This is a genomic window from Burkholderia sp. HI2714, assembly GCF_002223085.1.
GTDB lineage: Bacteria > Pseudomonadota > Gammaproteobacteria > Burkholderiales > Burkholderiaceae > Burkholderia > Burkholderia lata_D.
In genome coordinates, this window is sequence record NZ_NKFM01000029.1 from 13,405 (window position 1) to 29,673 (window position 16,269).

The following is a 16,269-nucleotide window of genomic DNA, read 5'->3' on the forward strand; positions in this document are numbered from 1 at the left end:
CGCGCGCGGGCAGTCTCGCGCGTCAGCGTTTCAGTTCGGCGACGAAGTCGTAGTAATCGTCGCGGCAATACGTTTCACTCACTTCGATCGCGCGCTGGTCGGCGCCGTAGCCGATCCGCGTGATCACCAGCAGGGCCGAACCCGGCTTCACCGCCATCCATTTCGCGATCGCGTGGGTCGCGTTCGCCGCGCGAAAGTGCTGCAGCGCGCGCACGACGGTCATGCCGCGCGCTTCGAGGTATTCGTACAGCGACGCGCCGAGCACCTGCGGATCAGGCACCACCGCGGCCGGCAGCGTCGAGTGCTCGACGGCCATCACGATGCCGTCCGCGCGGCGCAGCCGTTCGAGCCGCGCCACCGTCGCGCCGGGCGCGAGACCGAGACGCGTGATCTCGTCGCGGTTTGCGGCACGCAGCGTGCGCGACAGCCACACCGAGTCGGGCACGAAGCCGCGCTGCTGCATCTTCGCGGTGAAGCCGACGAGACGCGACAGCGGATCGGCGACGCGCGGCGTGATGAAGCTGCCCGCCCCGCGCGCCCGCTTGATCAGCCCCTGCTCGACCAGCAGCGCGAGTGCGCGACGGGCCGTGATCCGCGACACGCCGACCGACACCGACAGCAGCCGCTCCGACGGCAGCGCCTCGCCGGCCCGCCACGCGCCGGCGTGAATCGCGCTCGCCAGGTTGCGGGCGAGCTGCAGATAAAGCGGCGTATCGCTGAGGGGATCGGGCGCCAGTTCGGACCAGCCGGTTTCCATGTGCCTCCGGGGTGTCGGACGACGACCTCAGGCCGTCGAAAGTGAGGGCATTATATAACCACCATAATACCAGTCAACGAACTGGTATTAGCGTTGCCGAAATCGTCGGAAGCCTTGCCCGGCAAGCGTTTTAGTCCTCACAAACCCTTTGTTTACAACGACGTACGGGATAGGGATTTACCCGGATTGGTATGCAAGGGGACAGTTCAAGTACGTGGTTCGGCCAGGTTTTGGGCACGAATATGAGACCTGGATAGAACCAGTTTAGCCAACTGGTATGCACGGATGGCGAGGCACCGCGCGTTCGGCGGCGCGCGCCGGTTGTGTCAGTGGAATTCGCGGCTCGACGTGCGCAGGCCGCCGAGCAGCGGCGTCAGATCCTCGAAGTGCTGCACGACGAGGTGCCTCACGTCTCTCGCGACCTGCCACACGCCGGACGCGGCAAGCAGCCGCGAATCGAGGGTTTCGCGGCGCTGCCGCGCGAGCAGCTCGGGCCGGACGATCAGGTTCACGCAGCCCGTTTCGTCCTCGAGCGTCATGAACATCACGCCTTTTGCGGTGCCCGGCATCTGCCGTGCGGTCACGAGCCCGCACGCGCGCGCGAGCCGGCCGTCGGGGCGGTCGTGCAATTCGGCCGCGGACGACAGCCGCCGCGCGCGCAGTTCGGGCCGCAGCAGCGCGACGGGGTGGCGATTCAGCGTGAGGCCGGTCGTGTGATAGTCGGCGAGGATGTCGTCGGCTTCCGACGGCGCGCCGAGCGCGGGCTTCTCCACTTCGTCGATCGTCGCGGTCGCGAGCAGGTCGCGTTCGGGGGCGGCTGCAACCGCTTGCCATAGCGCATCGCGGCGATGGCCGGCGAGCGTCGCAAGCGCGTTCGCGGCGGCGAGCGCTTCGAGATCGCGGCGTTCGAGCTGCGCGCGGCGTGCGAGGGTATCGACGTTGTCAAACGGCCCGGCCGTGCGCGCGGCTTCGATGCGGCGCGCGGCGGCTTCGCCGAGCCCCCGCACGAGCGACAGGCCGAGCCGCACGGCGGGCTGGCCATGCGGAGGCGGCTGATCGGGCAGCGCTTCGAGCGATGCTTCCCAGTTGCTTTGCGTCACGTCGATCGGCCGCACCTGCACGCCGTGCCGCTTCGCGTCCTGCACGAGCTGCGACGGCGGATAGAAACCCATCGGCTGGCTGTTCAGCAGCGCGGCGAGGAAGATCGCCGGTTCGTGGCATTTGAGCCAGCTGCTGGCGTACGCGAGTTTCGCGAAGCTGGCTGCGTGGCTTTCGGGGAAACCGTAATCGCCGAAGCCCTTGATCTGTTCGAAGATCTGTTCGGCGAAGTCGGGCGGATAGTCGCGCTCGCGCATCCCGTCGACGATCTTGCTGTGATATTTCTCGAGATTGCCCTTGCGCTTCCACGCGGCCATCGCGCGGCGCAGTTCATCCGCCTCGCCGGGCGTGAAGCCTGCCGCGATCATCGCGATCTGCATCACCTGTTCCTGGAAGATCGGCACGCCGTACGTACGCTCGAGTGCAGGCTTCAGGTCCTCCTTCGGATAACTGACCTTTTCGAGTCCCTGGCGGCGTTTCAGATAGGGGTGCACGGCCCCGCCCTGGATCGGCCCCGGCCGCACGATCGCAACCTCGATCACCAGATCGTAGTAAGTCTCCGGGCGCAGGCGCGGCAGCATCGACATCTGCGCGCGCGATTCGATCTGGAACACGCCGACCGTGTCGGCACGACAGATCATGTCGTAGGTCGCCTTGTCATCCTGCGGAATGTGCTTCAGCGTGAACGGCTCGCCATCCGGCTCCGGCGGCCCACGCCACGCGGTACGCATGTCGAATGCGCGATGCAGCGCCGACAGCATGCCGAGCGCGAGCACGTCGACCTTCATCAGCTTGAGCGATTCGAGGTCGTCTTTATCCCACTGGATCACGCGCCGTCCGTCCATCGCTGCATTTTCGACCGGCACGAGCCGCGTGAGCTTGCCGCGGCTGATCACGAAGCCGCCCGAGTGCTGCGACAGATGACGCGGAAAGTTGAGGAGCCGCGCGGCGAGCCGGGCCCATGCCTGGATGAGCGGCGTCTCGGGATCGAGCCCGATCGTCGAGAATTGCTGCAGCAGGTCGCGGCTACCGTCGAACCAGCGATGCGCTTTCGCGACGCGATCGACCAGCATCGGATCGACGCCGAGCGCCTTGCCGGTTTCGCGCAGCACGCCGCGCGGACGATACGTCGATACGGCGGCTGCGAGTGCTGCGCGGTTGTGTCCGTATTTTTCGTAGATATGCTGAATCACCTCTTCCCGGCGCTGATGCTCGAAGTCGACGTCGATATCGGGCGGCTCGCCGCGTTCCGCGCTGATGAAGCGCTCGAACAGCATCGTGCTTTGCTCGGGATTCACCTCGGTGATGCCGAGGCAGAAGCAGACGACCGAGTTTGCCGCCGAGCCACGCCCCTGGCACAGGATGTTCTGGCTGCGTGCGTATTTGACGATGTCGTAGACGGTCAGGAAGAACGGCTCGTAACTCAGTTGCGCGATCAGGTCGAGTTCATACCGGATCTGCTTCGACACCTTCTCCGGCACACCTTGCGGATAGCGTGTGGCCGCCCCGGCCATGGTTTCCTGCTCCAGATAGCTCGTCGGCGTATGCCCCTTCGGCACGATCTCGTCGGGATACTCGTAGCGCAGCGAGTCCAGTTCGAAAGGACACGCATCGAGAATCGCGCACGTCTCCGCAATCTCCTCCGGCGAGAACAGATTCCCGATCCGGTTCCGCCCACGCAAATGCTGTTCCGCATTCGGCGCAAGCGCATACCCGCACTCGGAAACCGGCATGCCGACGCGAATCGCCGTCATCACGTCCTGTAGTTCCTTGCACGAGCGCCGGTGCATCGTCACGTCGCCCAGCGCGACGATGCGCACGCCGCGCCGTTCGCCCGCCGCGCGAATCTCCTCGCGCTGCGCACCGTCCAGCGCGCGCTGCAGTTGCACGAGCCCGAGCCGCGCCCGCTCGCCGAACGTCGCGCGAAACCACGCGACCTGCGCATCGAGTACATCGGCACGTACCGGATACGCGGGCACGAGGATCGCAAAGCAGTCGGGCATGCCGCGCAAGTGCGCAAACTCGGCAGGCGGCGCCGACAGCATCCGCGACGTCAGCTTGTAAGTGCCCTTCGGCGACGCCATCCTCCGCCACGAAATCAGTTCGGACAGGTTGCCGTAGCCTTCACGATTTTGCGCAAGCAACACGAGCCCGAACGCGCCCGGACCCGGATCGTGGCCGGGTGCGACTTCATCCGGCGTAACTTCGAAATACGAACCGATGACGAGCGGCAACCCCTTCGCCTTCGCCGCGACGTGCATGCGCGGCGCGCCGGCAAGCGAGCATTCGTCGGTGATCGCGATCCCGCGATAGCCGAGCTCGAACGCGCGCTCGACCAGTTCCTCCGCATGCGACGCGCCATGCAGGAACGAAAAGTTCGAACGGCAGAACAACTCCGCGTAATCGGGCAGCCAGCTGAATTCCGCAACCATGACCGTTCACCCGAACAGGCCGTGCAGGAACCAGCGCGGCTCGGCCTCGCTCCCCGCCCGCTCCTTGAACACCCAGTAGCACGCACCGGCCTCGTCCTGCGCGACACAGTAATCGCGCGCAGCGAGCTGACCGTCGAACCATCCGGCCTCGATCCGCTCCACCGACGACATCATCCTGAGCGGCGTATGAAATACCGGCCGCTCCCCGCGCATCAACAGCGGCAGCGGCTCCGCCAGCAACCACGCGGGCCTCGGCGGCACGGCCGGCAGCCCGCCGGCCGGCTTGCCGGCCTGCGCGTCGAGCGGCAGCCAGCGGTTCGCCGCCTCGGGCCGGTGATCGGCGACGGGCGCCGCGCGCAGCACGTTGTCCGCGCCGAGCCGAGCGACCAGCAGTTCGAACAGCCGCGCGCGCGTCTCGCGCGTGCCGCCCGGCTCGGGGAACAGATCGTCGGCCGGCGGCGCGACCGATTCGACGCGCGTGGCCTTCAGACGCACGGCGATCACCGCGGCCGGCAACTCGACGCGCGCGAGCCGCTCGCCGAGCAGCCGCATGAAATGCGCGTCGTCACGCACGGGCGACGCGAACGCGAGCTCGAGCGGCGTCGGCGGCACGGCCTGGCGGCCGCGCTCGTGTTCGAGATCGAACGTCATCGCGGCCAGCGACAGGTGCCGCGCGGCCAGCCAGCCGCACAGCTGCACGACGAGCCGCCGCGCCACGAACAACACGGCTTCCGCGTATTCGACCCGCTCCTGCAATTCGAGCCGCACGTCGAACACCGGCGGCACCGCCATCCATGCAAGCGGCTCGACCGCGTCGCCATACGCACGATCGAGCGCGGCCAGCAACGCGGGACCGCAGCGGCGCTGCAGCCCCGCGCGCGGCAGGCCGCGCAGATCGGCGAGCGTGCGGCAACCGAGGCCGTCGAACCAGCCCGCATACGGACGCGCGTCGGGCAGCAGCACACAGGGCAGCCTGTCGAGCGCACGGACAAGCGAGGCCGGGCTCGCGACGCGGCGCCGGATGCGCGCACGAGCCGACACACGCGCGAGCAGCCACGCACCGCCCCCGGTCGGTGCGGCGGACAGGCGCGCCGCATAGCCGAGCGCCGCGAGCGTCGCGCGGACCTGGCGGCACAGCGACGGCAACCCGCCGAACAAGCGCAGGCTCGGGCCAACGTCGACGAGCAGCGTGGCTTCGTCGCCGAGCGCGACGCACGGCGAGAAGCGCAGCAGCGCGAGCGCGACCGCGCGCAGCGCATCGGCCTCGCGCGCGGGATCGCGTTCGACGAGCTGCGTGTGCGGCGCGAGCGTGAGCACGCCGCCGCGCTTCATGCCCGCGCGCACGCCCTGCCGGCGCGCGGCCGCGTCGGCGATCAGCACGACCCCCTGCTCGAGCACCGCACAGCCTGCGCCGCCGGCGTCGCCCGCCTCGCCGTCAGACGGAGGCGCGACGCACACGTCGAGCGGCAGGCGCGGCAGATGGATGCCGAGCAAGACGCGCATAGCGGCTCTCCACGATGGGCGACGGCAGGTCGAGCACGAGCGGCTCGCTGCGGGCGGGGCCGCGACGCTTGACGATGTCGAGGGACACGCCGCCCGGCACCGGGTACAGCGCGACGCGCAGCACGGCCGGCGACGGCTGCCGCTCGGCCGACAGCGGGCGCAGCATCACGAACAGCGTGTCGCCCGTGCGCGCGGCCGCGAGATGCAGGCGCCGCAGCGCATCGGGCCGCGCGTCCTGCCACAGCAGCAGCGCGCCGCAACAACCGGTCTTGAGTGCCTGCTCGGCGGCCCACAACGCATCCGTGTGGCTGCCGGCACGCAGCCACAGCAGCGCGTCGGCCGGCACGCCGAGACTGGCGAGCGCGGTCGCATGCGGCGACTGCGGCGGCGCGACGAGCGCGAGTGGCCGCCGGGCGCTGACGGTGCGCGCGAGCGCGGGCGCGAGCAGCCGCATCTCGCCGCAGCCCGGCTGCGCGGCCAGCAGTTCGACGAGCCCGCCGACCGGCCAGCCGCCGCCCGGCAGCTCGGCCGACAGCGGCGCGAAGCCGGTCTCGATCGTGCGCGGACCGCCGCGCGCGAGCTGCGAGCCGCGCCACAGCGACGGATGAAGGGATTCGGGAGAAATGGAGGATGCGAGCATGATGCCACCCACAACTGTATGGATATACAGTATATGGCAATGCGCTCGCGTCGCACAGCACCGGTGCAAAACCGGTTTTCGTCAGAAGAAAGGCGACGGGAAAGCCCGCGCGGCCGTCATGTTACGCCGCGCCGGAGCGGGCGTGGCCGGATCGTGTCGCACGAACGCGCGCGACCGCCATCCGGCCCGAATCGCCCGGCCGGGCCCGCACGCCACCCCGCGAAACCCCGCGGGCAAACCGGCACGATGCGGCACCCCGCACCGCACCGGCCCGCCTGCCGCCCGTCAGCCGAGCAGCAACGCGTCGTCGTCGAGCTGCTCGTGACGCACCTTCTCGAACATCTGCAGCAGGTCCGGCACGTCGAGCCCCTTGCGCGCGTCGCCCGACACGTCGAGCACGACCTGCCCCTGGTGCAGCATCACCGTGCGGTCGCCGTAGTCGAGCGCCTGCCGCATGCTGTGCGTGACCATCATCGTCGTCAGCTTGCTCTCGGCGACGATGCGCGCGGTCAGCTCCAGCACGAACGCGGCCGTCTTCGGGTCGAGCGCGGCCGTGTGCTCGTCGAGCAGCAGGATCCGCGACGGCCGCAGCGACGCCATCAGCAGGCTCACCGCCTGCCGCTGGCCGCCCGACAGCAGCCCGATCCGGTCGGTCAGCCGGTTCTCGAGGCCGAGGTTCAGCAGCCGCAGCTTGTCGCGGAACAGCTCGCGCGACGGCCGGTCGAGCGCGGCCCGGAAGCCGCGCCGTGCACCGCGCGCCATCGCGAGCGCCATGTTCTCCTCGATCGTCAGCGCCTCGCAGGTGCCGGCCATCGGATCCTGGAACACGCGCGCGACGAGGTGCGCGCGATCCCACGCGGCCTTGCGCGTGACGTCCGTGCCGTCGATCGAGATGCGTCCCGCATCGACGGCCTGGTCGCCGCTGACCGCATTGAGGAAGGTCGACTTGCCGGCGCCGTTCGAGCCGATCACTGCGACGAACTGGCCGTCGGGAATCTCGAGCGACAGCCCGCGCAGCGCGCGCGTCTCGATCGGCGTGCCGGGATTGAACGTGAGTTTCAGGTCTTGTGCGGACAGCATGTCAGGCGCCTCCGTTCTTGCGCGCGAACAGCTTCTTGCGCGTCGCCGGCAGCACCAGCGCGATCGTGACGAGCGCGGCCGTCACGAGGTTCAGATCCTGCGCCTTCAGCCCGATGAATTCGCTGTTGAGCGCGAGTGCGATGAAGAAGCGGTAGACGATCGCGCCGAGCACGACGGCGAGCGTCGTCAGCACGAGCCGGCGCGCCGGCAGCAGCGTCTCGCCGATGATCACGGCGGCCAGCCCGATCACGATCGTGCCGATCCCCATCGAGATATCCGCGCCGCCCTGCGTCTGCGCGAACAGGGCGCCCGCGAGCGCGACGAGCGCGTTCGACAGCGCCATCCCGGCGAGCGTCGCACGGCCGGTCGCGATGCCTTGCGCGCGCGCCATCCGCGGGTTCGCGCCGGTCGCACGCATCGCGAGACCGAGCTGCGACGAGAAGAACCAGTCGAGGCCGAACTTCGCGACCACGACGACGATCGCGAGCAGCGCCGGGCGCAGCACGTAGTCGGGCATCCAGTCGGGCTGCAGCACGGTGAAAATGGTCGGCTCGGTGATGAGCGGCACGTTCGGCCGGCCCATGATCCGCAGGTTCACCGAATAGAGCGCGATCATCATCAGGATACTGGCGAGCAGGTCCATGATCTTCAGGCGCACGTTGAGCCAGCCGGTGATGAAGCCGGCCACCGCGCCCGCGACGATCGCGATGCCGGTCGAGCTGAACGGGTCGTAGCCGGCCGAGATCAGCGTCGCGGCGACGGCGCCGCCGAGCGGAAAGCTGCCGTCGACGGTGAGGTCGGGGAAGTTGAGGATGCGAAACGAGATCAGCACCCCGAGGGCGACGAGGCTGAAGATCAGGCCGATCTCCAGCGCGCCCAGAAACGAGAACAGAGACATGATGGGGAAATCCTGTTGCTTTCCGGCCGGACGTGTGCGGCCGGGCGAAGCGAACGGGCGGCCCCGGGTGGGAGCCGCCCGTCCGGCGGGGTCGTTCAGGCCCGGATCGGGCCCGCAAGCACGGCGGTCGGGCCGCGGCTTACTTGATGACCGTCTTCGCGTCCTTGAGCAGATCCGGCGACAGCGTCACGCCCTGCTTCGCGGCCGCGCCCGTGTTCGCGAACAACTCGAGGTTGCTGCTCGTTTCCGACGCGATCACGCCCGGCTTCTCGCCCTTCAGGATGCGCGCGACGACCTTGCCCGTCTGGCGGCCGAGGTCGCCGTAGTTGATGCCGAGCGCCGCGATGCCGCCGCGCTTCACGCTGTCGGTGTCGCCGGCGACGAGCGGGATCTTCGCTTCGTTCGCGACCTTCACGAGCGCTTCGTACGCGGACACGACGTTGTTGTCGGTGTTCGTGTAGATCACGTCGACCTTGCCGATCAGGCTCTTCGCGGCCGGGCCAATGTCGACGGTACGCGGCGCGGCCGCCTCCTTCAGCGTCATCCCCTGCTTCGCGAGGATCTCCTTGAGTTCCTTCACGACGACGACCGAGTTCGCCTCGCCCGGGTTGTAGACCATGCCGACCGTCTTCGCATTCGGCACGACGCGCTTGATCAGCGCGACCTGGCGATCGAGCGGCAGCTTGTCGGATACGCCCGTCACGTTGGTGCCCGACGGGCCCCAGCCCTTCACGAGCTGCGCGGCGACCGGATCGGTCACGCCCGAATAGACGACCGGCACGCTCTTCGTCGAGGCCACCACCGCCTGCGCGGCCGGCGTCGCGATCGCGACGATCACGTCGGGCTGGTCGCCGACGAACTTGCGCGCGATCTGTGCTGCCGTGCCCGTGTTGCCCTGCGCGCTCTGGTATTCCCACTTGAGCTTGTCGTCGCCGTAACCTTCCGCCTTCAGCTCGGCGCGCACGCCGTCGCGGATCGCATCGAGCGCCGGGTGATCGACGATCGACAGCACCTTGACGGTCTGGGCGTGCGCGGCACCGGCCAGCGCGAGTGCGGCGACGCCGGCCGTGATCGAACGGATCGCGAAAGAACGGATCGCGAAAGTCTTGAAACGCTTCATGGGTGTGTCTCCCCCGTATTGTGTCGGTTCTGGATGATGGATTCCCGCCGCCGTCAGGCGGGCGCCGCCAAGCGTACGACGCGCTGGCGAACGGCCCGCGCACGCTCTGGGAAAGCGTGCAGCGGCGAACGCACGAGGATACCATTTCCGCAGACCACCGCCTGACTCCGCGCTTTCGCCGCATGCCCCGGATCGCCGCGCCCGTCGAAGCCCGCGAACGCGCGCGAAGCCCGGCCGGCGGCGGTTCCGGCCGGCCTCGGCGCAACGCGTCAGCCGCGCTCGCGGCTTTACGTTATGCTGTCGGCCGACCCAGTCCACGCCATCGGAGGGCACATGAAACGGGGGATCCGAGTCATCGCATTCGCGGCCGTCGCGCTGGCGCTGCCGGGTGTGGCATTCGCACTGACCGACGGCAGTGCGCAATACGACGACTGCATGCTCAATGCGCTGCGCGAAAGCCGCAACGGCGCGGCCGCGCAACTGATCCAGCGCTCATGCGACGCGCTGTATCGCAACAATGCGATGCTGCTGCCGCGCGAGCGGCGCTTTCACGAGTGCGTCGTGCAGTCGCTGCCGGGCGTGCGCGACAACTATGCGATCCAGCAGATCATGTCGATCTGCTCGCGGCGCGGCGAGATGTGAGCCGGCGTTGAACGCGCCACACAGTGCGGCCGTCGTCGATCGGCCGCGCCAATGAAAAAGGGCCTGCGCGATGCAGGCCCTTTTCGTTCAGCGGTCAGGCGGGTGGGCGGCGTTCAGAACGACGCGACCATCGAGCCCTTGAACTGCTTCTTGATGAATTCCCGCACTTCCGGCGACTGGTATGCCTTGACCAGCTTCTTCACCCACGGCTGGTCCTTGTCCTTCGCGCGCACGGCGATCAGGTTCGCATACGGGCTCGTCAGCGATTCGAGCGCGATCGCGTCCTTGGTCGGCTGCAGGTTCGCGGCGAGCGCGTAGTTCGTGTTGACCACGGCTGCGTCGACGTCCGACAGCACGCGCGGCAGTTGCGCGGCGTCGAGTTCGGAGATCTTCAGCTTCTTCGGGTTGTCGGCGATGTCGAGCACCGTCGCGTTGTTGCCGCCCGTGCCGGCGCCCGCCTTCAGCTTGATCAGGCCTTGCGTCTGCAGCAGCAGCAGCGCGCGGTTCTCGTTCGACGGATCGTTCGGCACCGCGACCTTCGCGCCTTGCGGCAGGTCCTTCAGCGCCTTGAACTTCTTCGAGTACACGCCCATCGGCGAGATGTAGGTCAGGCCCGCGCTGACCAGCTTGTAGCCGCGCTGCTTCACCTGGCTGTCGAGGTAGGGCTGGTGCTGGAAGCTGTTCGCGTCGAGGTCGCCCGAGTCGAGCGCCGCGTTCGGCTGCACGTAGTCGTTGAACTCGATGACCTTCACGTTCAGGCCTTCCTTCTCCTTCGCGACCTTCTGCACGAGCTGCCACACTTCCGAATCCGGGCCGGCGACCGTGCCGACCTTGATCACCTTGTCTTCGGCGTGCGCGCCTGCCGACAGCGTCAGTGCTGCACCGGTGGCCAGCACGGAAAATACCTTCAGGAGACTGCGACGCTTCATCTGTTTCTCGCTTTCTTGCTTACTGGATGACTGAAAAATGGGGCGCGATACGGGTATGCCCCGACTCGCAGGAAGGGGCAAATGGTGTCACAGGATCGGCGGGAAGTGAAATACATCCCGCTCATATGGGTATGCACCGCAGCGGTGCTGGCGGGGGTAGCGCGACTCGGCCGTTAGTTGCGTTCATGCGAGTCGCGCGTCAGCCGACGTGCGTCACGCCACCGCTGCCCGATCCGCCGCCTTCGTCTCGAATACCGGCTCCCCCACCTGCCCGCCGACCCGGAACGCGCCGACCGCATCGCGCAGCCGCGCGGCCTGTTCCTGCAGCGACGCGGCGGCCGCAGCGGCCTCCTCGACGAGCGCCGCGTTCTGCTGCGTCACCTGGTCCATCTGCGTGACCGCGCGCCCGACCTGCGTGATGCCGCTCGCCTGCTCCTCGGATGCCGCCGCAATCTCGCCCATGATGTCGGTCACGCGTGCGACGGCCTGCAGGATCTCGCCCATCGTCGTGCCGGCCTGGCCGACCAGCGTCGACCCATTGCGTACGCGCTCGACCGAGTCGACGATCAGCTCGCGGATCTCCTTCGACGCCGTCGCGCTGCGCTGCGCGAGCGAACGCACTTCGCCCGCCACCACCGCGAAGCCGCGGCCCTGCTCGCCGGCGCGCGCAGCTTCGACCGCCGCGTTCAGCGCGAGGATGTTGGTCTGGAACGCGATGCCCTCGATCACGCCGATGATGTCGGCGATCTTGCGCGAGCTGTCGTCGATCTCGCCCATCGTGCCGATCACGCGGTTCACGACGTCGCTCCCGGTGCGCGCGATCTCCGATGCGCTGTTCGCGAGCCCGCTCGCCTGCCGCGCGTTGTCGGCGTTCTGCTTCACGGTCGCGGTCAGCTGCTCCATGCTCGCGGCGGTTTCCTCCAGCGATGCGGCCTGCTCCTCGGTGCGCTGCGACAGGTCGTCGTTGCCCGCCGAGATCTGGCGGCTCGCCGACGCGATCGATCCGGCCGACTGGCGAATCCCGCCGATCGTCGCCTGCAGCCGTGCCTGCATGTCGTGCATCGCGGCCATCATGCTCGTGCGGTCGCCCGCCCGCACGGGCACCGGCTGCGTCAGGTCGCCCTGCGCGATGCGCGTCGCGAGCGCGGCCGCTTCGTCAGGCTCGCCGCCGAGGCTGCTGCGCACGTTGCGGATGATCACCAGCATCGCCACGCTGATCACGAAGCCGATCACGAACACGACCGCGAGGTGGCCGAGCAGCGTCCGGTAGTAGAGGGTGTCGATGTCCTTCAGGAAGACACCGCTCGAGATGTTCCAGTCCCACGGCGTGAAGCGCGTGACGTAGCTGATCTTCGGCACGGCGGTCTCGCTGTGCGGCAGGCGCCCGCGATACTCGGCGAAGCCGCTGCCGGTTTCCTTCGCCGCGTTCAGGATCGTGACGAACAGCGGCTTGCCGTCCGGATCGAGATAGTCGCCGACCTGCGTGCCGACCAGCTTCGGCAGCGTCGGATGCATCAGCACGACCAGCTTCGAATCCATCACGAACACGTAGCCCGAATCGCCGTAGCGCATCGCGGCCAGGCTCGCGAGTGCGTCGCGCTTCGCGTCGGCCTCGGGCAGCGTGCCGCTCTGCGCGAGTGCGTGATACGCCTTCACGATGCCGGCCGCCGAATCGACGAAATTCGCGATGCCTGCCTTGCGTTCGGCAAGCATCGTCGCGCGCGTCTCGTACGCGCTCCATGCGCCGACGCCCAGGAGACCGATCCATACCAGCGCAAGCGCGAGCCACAGCTTGCGGTTCAAACTCATTCTGCTCATCTGCGTGCCTCTGTCGATGTCGATGCGCACGCTGCGCGCGAACGGCCTGCCGCACGCAAACGCTTGCCCATTCATTTACGGCACCGAGGCTTACAACTTGAATACGGCCGGCGCCGCGAACCCGCGATCGACATCCCGCCCGCGCACCGCGACCGCCGGCGCGACAGTCCGCATCCGCTGTGCTAAAAAGACCGGCTAGCCGGCACACGAAGAGCCGGCGCCATTCCGAGGGCCACCCATGTACGTCATCGACATCCACTACACCGCATCGCTCGAGCGCATCGACGACGCGCTCGAACGCCATCGCGCATTCCTGCAGCCGCAGTTCGACAAGGGCATCTTCATCGCAGCGGGGCCGAAGGTGCCGCGCGAAGGTGGCGTGATCCTCGCGGCCCGCATCGATCGCGACGAGCTGGACGCGATCCTGAAGACCGATCCGTTCGTCATCGAGGGGCTCGCCACGTATCGCGTGACGGAATTCCGGATCACGCGTGCCGCATCCGGCTTCAACGTGCCCGCGCTGCCGTAACGCGACATCCACGCGATACGCGCGCAGGCCGCTACGCCGCCCGGCGGGCGGCGCATGCAAACAACGAAGAGGGAGGGAAAACGTGACGGCGCGAGACGGCCGTCACGTGATCGCCGGGCCGGGCGCCCGGCGGCTACCGGTCAGTCGACCAGCAGCTTCAGGTCGTGGACCCACGGGCCGGGGCCCTGGCCGTCGCGCACGAACAGGCGCAGCTTGCCGTCGCGGTCGAACACGTAGCTCGCGGCCGTGTGATCCATCGTGTAGCTGCCGGGCGTCTTGCCGGGCACCTTCGCGTAGTACACACGGAAATCCTTCGTGACCTTCTTCAGTGCCGCTTCGTCGGCCGGCCGCAGGCCGATGAACGACGGATCGAACGCGGGCACGTACTGGCCGAGCAGCGCCGGCGTGTCACGCTCCGGGTCGACGGTGACGAACAGCACCTGCACGCGCTTCGCGGCATCGGGCCCGAGCTGCTTCAGCGCTTCGGACAGCTCGGCCATCGTCGTCGGGCACACGTCCGGGCAGTGCGTATAGCCGAAGAACATCACGACCGCACGGCCCTTGAAGTCGGCGAGCGTGCGCACCTTGCCGGCCGTATCGGGCAGCGAGAAGTCGCTGCCGAACTGCGTGTTGCCGGTGATGTCGAGATTCTGGAATTTCGGCGCGTTGTCGCATCCGGCGAGCAGCAGCGCTGCCGTGAATGCGCACGCGAGCATCCAGCCTTGGCGCGCGCGGCGCCCGAAACGTGATGGGAGCATTGCGTTCAAACCGTGCGGTTACACGCCGAGCAGCGGGCGTGCATAGTGATCGACGAGCAGCGCGGCGAACAGCAGCGACAGGTAGACGATCGAGTAGCGGAAGGCCTTGCGGGCGAGTTCGTCCGAGTAGTCGCGGTGGATCTTCCACGCATACGCGAGGAACACCGCGCCGAGCAGCACCGCGCTCGTCAGGTAGACGGCTCCGCTCATCCCGGAGATGAACGGCATCAGCGTGACCGCGAACAGGATCACCGTGTACAGCAGGATGTGCAGCCGCGTGAATTTCTCGCCATGCGTGACCGGCAGCATCGGCAGCCCCGCGTTCTCGTAATCCTTGCGGCGATACAGCGCGAGCACCCAGAAATGCGGCGGCGTCCACACGAAGATGATCAGCACGAGGATCCACGCGTCGCCCGGCACCGCGCCGGTGACCGCGGCCCAGCCGAGCGCCGGCGGCATCGCGCCCGACGCGCCGCCGATCACGATGTTCTGCGGCGTCATCGGCTTGAGCAGCAGCGTGTAGATCACGGCGTAGCCGACGAACGTGGCGATCGTCAGCCACATCGTCAGCGGGTTCGTGAACGTATAGAGCGTCCATGCGCCGACGCTGCCGAGCACGGCCGAGAAGAGCAGGATCTGCGGGGTCGTGATCTCGCCGCGCGCGGACGGGCGCCACGCGGTGCGGCGCATCATCGCGTCGATCTTCTGTTCGACGAGGCAGTTGATCGCGAACGCGGCGCCGGCCAGCAGCCAGATGCCGACCGTACCGCCGATCAGCACGTGCCACGGCACCATGCCCGGCGTCGCGAGGAACATGCCGATCACCGCGCAGAACACCGCGAGCTGCGTGACACGCGGCTTCGTCAGCGCCATGTATTGCGAAAACCGGCTACCGGGCGATTGGGAGAGGGTGCTTTGCATGGGGGCGGTCACGCCGGGGCGGCGTCGCGCACAGGCTGCGCGACACGGCCGGGGCGGCTTGAAAGGATGCGAAAGTTTAACATGACGACGAGCAGCAGCAGGATCGCGGCCCCGCCGTTGTGCGCGACGGCGACCGGCAGCGGCCACTGCAGCACGATGTTGGTCAGGCCCGTCACGAACTGCAGCAGGACGACCAGCAGCACGCCGTTCGCGGGCCGCCGCAGCGATTCGAAGCGGCGCATCTTCAGCGCGAACGCAACCAGGTACGCGACCACCACGAACGCGAACGTGCGGTGCGTCCAGTGGATCGCGACCAGCGCGTCCTGCGTGATCGCCTCGCCGTCCTTCGTCATCCCGAGCGCGCGCCACAGGTGGAAGCCGTGCTGGAAGTCCATCGGCGGGATCCACTGGCCGTTGCAGGTCGGGAAGTCGGTGCACGCGAGCACCGCGTAGTTGGTGCTCACCCAGCCGCCAAGCGCGATCTGCACGACCAGCAGCACGAGCGCCGCGAGCGCGGCCGCGCGATAGCGGCCGGCTTCGGGGTCATGCGACGGCAGCGGCGTCTGCCGCGCCGCGAGCCAGCCGAGCGTGCCGAGCAGCGTGAGGCCGAGCAGCAGGTGGATCGTGACGATCACCGGCTGCAGCTTCATCGTGACCGTCCACGCGCCGAACGCGCCCTGCACGAGGATCAGCAGCAGCAGGCTCGTCGGCCACCACGGCGACACGTGCAGCGGGCGGCGGCGCAGCCGCGCGGACCACGCGATCACGACCTGCGCGATGATCAGCACGCCGATCGCCATCGCGAAATAGCGGTGGATCATCTCGATCCACGCCTTCGACATGCTGACGGGGCCCGTCGGCATCGCCTGGTGCGCGGCCGTGATCGCGGCGTGCGCGATGAACGGCGACGACGTGCCGTAGCAGCCGGGCCAGTCCGGGCAGCCGAGCCCCGAATCGGTCAGCCGCGTGAAGCCGCCGAACATCACCAGGTCGAGCGTCAGGAAGGTGGTGATCCACACCAGCTTGCGAAACTTGTTGTCGTCGGCCTTCACCCACACGTACGACAGCGGCAGCAGCGCGATGCAGAAGCCGATCAGGCCGAGTTGCAGTAGATACGCCATCGGTTCAATGCCTCTCGTCTTGC

General features: G+C 68.2%; 15 protein-coding genes. 3 read left to right on the forward strand and 12 right to left on the reverse strand.

Annotated features, from left to right (window positions below; all coding sequences use genetic code 11):
* Nucleotides 1-22: 22 nt before the first annotated feature.
* The 7 genes from CFB82_RS15800 to CFB82_RS15830 all read right to left on the reverse strand — a co-directional run bounded on the left by CFB82_RS15800 (nt 23) and on the right by CFB82_RS15830 (nt 9,528).
* Complete coding sequence (locus CFB82_RS15800) at nt 23-757, reverse strand: GntR family transcriptional regulator (RefSeq protein WP_043187255.1); 735 nt, start codon at nt 755-757, stop codon at nt 23-25.
* A gap of 326 nt (nt 758-1,083) precedes the next feature.
* On the reverse strand, nt 1,084-4,287 hold the full coding sequence (locus CFB82_RS15805; RefSeq protein ID WP_089484618.1) for an error-prone DNA polymerase: 3,204 nt from the start codon (nt 4,285-4,287) through the stop codon (nt 1,084-1,086).
* Between the two features lie 6 nt (nt 4,288-4,293).
* The gene (locus CFB82_RS15810; protein WP_089484619.1) at nt 4,294-5,790 is read right to left on the reverse strand and encodes a Y-family DNA polymerase; all 1,497 of its coding nucleotides are present in this window, start codon (nt 5,788-5,790) and stop codon (nt 4,294-4,296) included.
* Nucleotides 5,723-6,430, reverse strand: coding sequence for a translesion DNA synthesis-associated protein ImuA (gene imuA / locus CFB82_RS15815; protein WP_069248915.1), 708 nt, complete (start codon nt 6,428-6,430; stop codon nt 5,723-5,725). Before imuA ends, CFB82_RS15810 begins: the two co-directional genes overlap by 68 nt.
* Before the next feature lie 285 nt (nt 6,431-6,715).
* On the reverse strand, nt 6,716-7,510 hold the full coding sequence (locus CFB82_RS15820) for an ABC transporter ATP-binding protein (RefSeq protein ID WP_011353261.1): 795 nt from the start codon (nt 7,508-7,510) through the stop codon (nt 6,716-6,718).
* A 1-nt stretch (nt 7,511) separates the two neighbouring features.
* Nucleotides 7,512-8,408 (reverse strand): ABC transporter permease, encoded by an 897-nt coding sequence (locus CFB82_RS15825; RefSeq protein WP_089484620.1) that lies wholly within the window; start codon nt 8,406-8,408, stop codon nt 7,512-7,514.
* 139 nt (nt 8,409-8,547) lie between these two features.
* Entirely contained in the window at nt 8,548-9,528 is a 981-nt protein-coding gene (locus CFB82_RS15830; RefSeq protein ID WP_089484621.1) for an ABC transporter substrate-binding protein, read from the reverse strand.
* A 333-nt stretch (nt 9,529-9,861) separates the two neighbouring features.
* Here CFB82_RS15830 and CFB82_RS15835 point away from each other — a divergent pair, with 333 nt between their 5' ends.
* Nucleotides 9,862-10,170, forward strand: coding sequence for a VF_A0006 family four-cysteine protein (locus CFB82_RS15835; protein WP_089446473.1), 309 nt, complete (start codon nt 9,862-9,864; stop codon nt 10,168-10,170).
* A gap of 113 nt (nt 10,171-10,283) precedes the next feature.
* On the opposite strand, the gene CFB82_RS15840 is transcribed toward CFB82_RS15835, so the two are convergent.
* Nucleotides 10,284-11,099 (reverse strand): MetQ/NlpA family ABC transporter substrate-binding protein, encoded by an 816-nt coding sequence (locus CFB82_RS15840; RefSeq protein ID WP_069248920.1) that lies wholly within the window; start codon nt 11,097-11,099, stop codon nt 10,284-10,286.
* Between the two features lie 213 nt (nt 11,100-11,312).
* Nucleotides 11,313-12,917 carry a methyl-accepting chemotaxis protein gene (locus CFB82_RS15845; RefSeq protein WP_089484651.1) on the reverse strand — a complete coding sequence of 535 codons (1,605 nt, stop codon included), beginning with the start codon at nt 12,915-12,917 and terminating at the stop codon, nt 11,313-11,315.
* On the opposite strand from CFB82_RS15845, the gene CFB82_RS43235 reads away from it, so the two are divergent.
* A complete protein-coding gene (locus CFB82_RS43235) occupies nt 12,892-13,116 on the forward strand; it encodes a hypothetical protein (RefSeq protein ID WP_179255408.1) in 225 nt (74 codons plus the stop codon). The genes CFB82_RS15845 and CFB82_RS43235 overlap by 26 nt on opposite strands.
* Nucleotides 13,117-13,155: 39 nt before the next feature.
* A complete protein-coding gene (locus CFB82_RS15850; RefSeq protein ID WP_069248921.1) occupies nt 13,156-13,446 on the forward strand; it encodes a YciI family protein in 291 nt (96 codons plus the stop codon).
* 140 nt (nt 13,447-13,586) lie between these two features.
* Here CFB82_RS15850 and CFB82_RS15855 read toward each other — a convergent pair whose 3' ends face one another.
* From CFB82_RS15855 to CFB82_RS15865, 3 genes are read right to left on the reverse strand one after another with little or no spacing between them, the layout of a single operon-like run.
* On the reverse strand, nt 13,587-14,204 hold the full coding sequence (locus tag CFB82_RS15855; RefSeq protein WP_069248922.1) for an SCO family protein: 618 nt from the start codon (nt 14,202-14,204) through the stop codon (nt 13,587-13,589).
* A gap of 18 nt (nt 14,205-14,222) precedes the next feature.
* Nucleotides 14,223-15,125 carry a heme o synthase gene (gene cyoE / locus CFB82_RS15860; RefSeq protein ID WP_006477738.1) on the reverse strand — a complete coding sequence of 301 codons (903 nt, stop codon included), beginning with the start codon at nt 15,123-15,125 and terminating at the stop codon, nt 14,223-14,225.
* An 8-nt stretch (nt 15,126-15,133) separates the two neighbouring features.
* On the reverse strand, nt 15,134-16,246 hold the full coding sequence (locus CFB82_RS15865; RefSeq protein ID WP_069248923.1) for a COX15/CtaA family protein: 1,113 nt from the start codon (nt 16,244-16,246) through the stop codon (nt 15,134-15,136).
* Nucleotides 16,247-16,269: the final 23 nt, after the last annotated feature.

What these genes read in the sequence shown, in the direction of transcription:
- CFB82_RS15855 (WP_069248922.1), bottom strand. Translation starts at nt 14,204, where the DNA reads ATGCTCCCATCACGTTTCGGGCGCCGCGCGCGCCAAGGCTGGATGCTC.
- CFB82_RS15865 (WP_069248923.1), bottom strand. Translation starts at nt 16,246, where the DNA reads ATGGCGTATCTACTGCAACTCGGCCTGATCGGCTTCTGCATCGCGCTG.
- CFB82_RS15840 (WP_069248920.1), bottom strand. Translation starts at nt 11,099, where the DNA reads ATGAAGCGTCGCAGTCTCCTGAAGGTATTTTCCGTGCTGGCCACCGGT.
- CFB82_RS15800 (WP_043187255.1), bottom strand. Translation starts at nt 757, where the DNA reads ATGGAAACCGGCTGGTCCGAACTGGCGCCCGATCCCCTCAGCGATACG.
- CFB82_RS15825 (WP_089484620.1), bottom strand. Translation starts at nt 8,408, where the DNA reads ATGTCTCTGTTCTCGTTTCTGGGCGCGCTGGAGATCGGCCTGATCTTC.
- CFB82_RS15805 (WP_089484618.1), bottom strand. Translation starts at nt 4,287, where the DNA reads ATGGTTGCGGAATTCAGCTGGCTGCCCGATTACGCGGAGTTGTTCTGC.
- imuA (WP_069248915.1), bottom strand. Translation starts at nt 6,430, where the DNA reads ATGCTCGCATCCTCCATTTCTCCCGAATCCCTTCATCCGTCGCTGTGG.
- CFB82_RS15835 (WP_089446473.1), top strand. Translation starts at nt 9,862, where the DNA reads ATGAAACGGGGGATCCGAGTCATCGCATTCGCGGCCGTCGCGCTGGCG.
- CFB82_RS15850 (WP_069248921.1), top strand. Translation starts at nt 13,156, where the DNA reads ATGTACGTCATCGACATCCACTACACCGCATCGCTCGAGCGCATCGAC.
- CFB82_RS15845 (WP_089484651.1), bottom strand. Translation starts at nt 12,917, where the DNA reads ATGAGCAGAATGAGTTTGAACCGCAAGCTGTGGCTCGCGCTTGCGCTG.
- CFB82_RS15820 (WP_011353261.1), bottom strand. Translation starts at nt 7,510, where the DNA reads ATGCTGTCCGCACAAGACCTGAAACTCACGTTCAATCCCGGCACGCCG.
- cyoE (WP_006477738.1), bottom strand. Translation starts at nt 15,125, where the DNA reads ATGCAAAGCACCCTCTCCCAATCGCCCGGTAGCCGGTTTTCGCAATAC.
- CFB82_RS15810 (WP_089484619.1), bottom strand. Translation starts at nt 5,790, where the DNA reads ATGCGCGTCTTGCTCGGCATCCATCTGCCGCGCCTGCCGCTCGACGTG.
- CFB82_RS15830 (WP_089484621.1), bottom strand. Translation starts at nt 9,528, where the DNA reads ATGAAGCGTTTCAAGACTTTCGCGATCCGTTCTTTCGCGATCCGTTCG.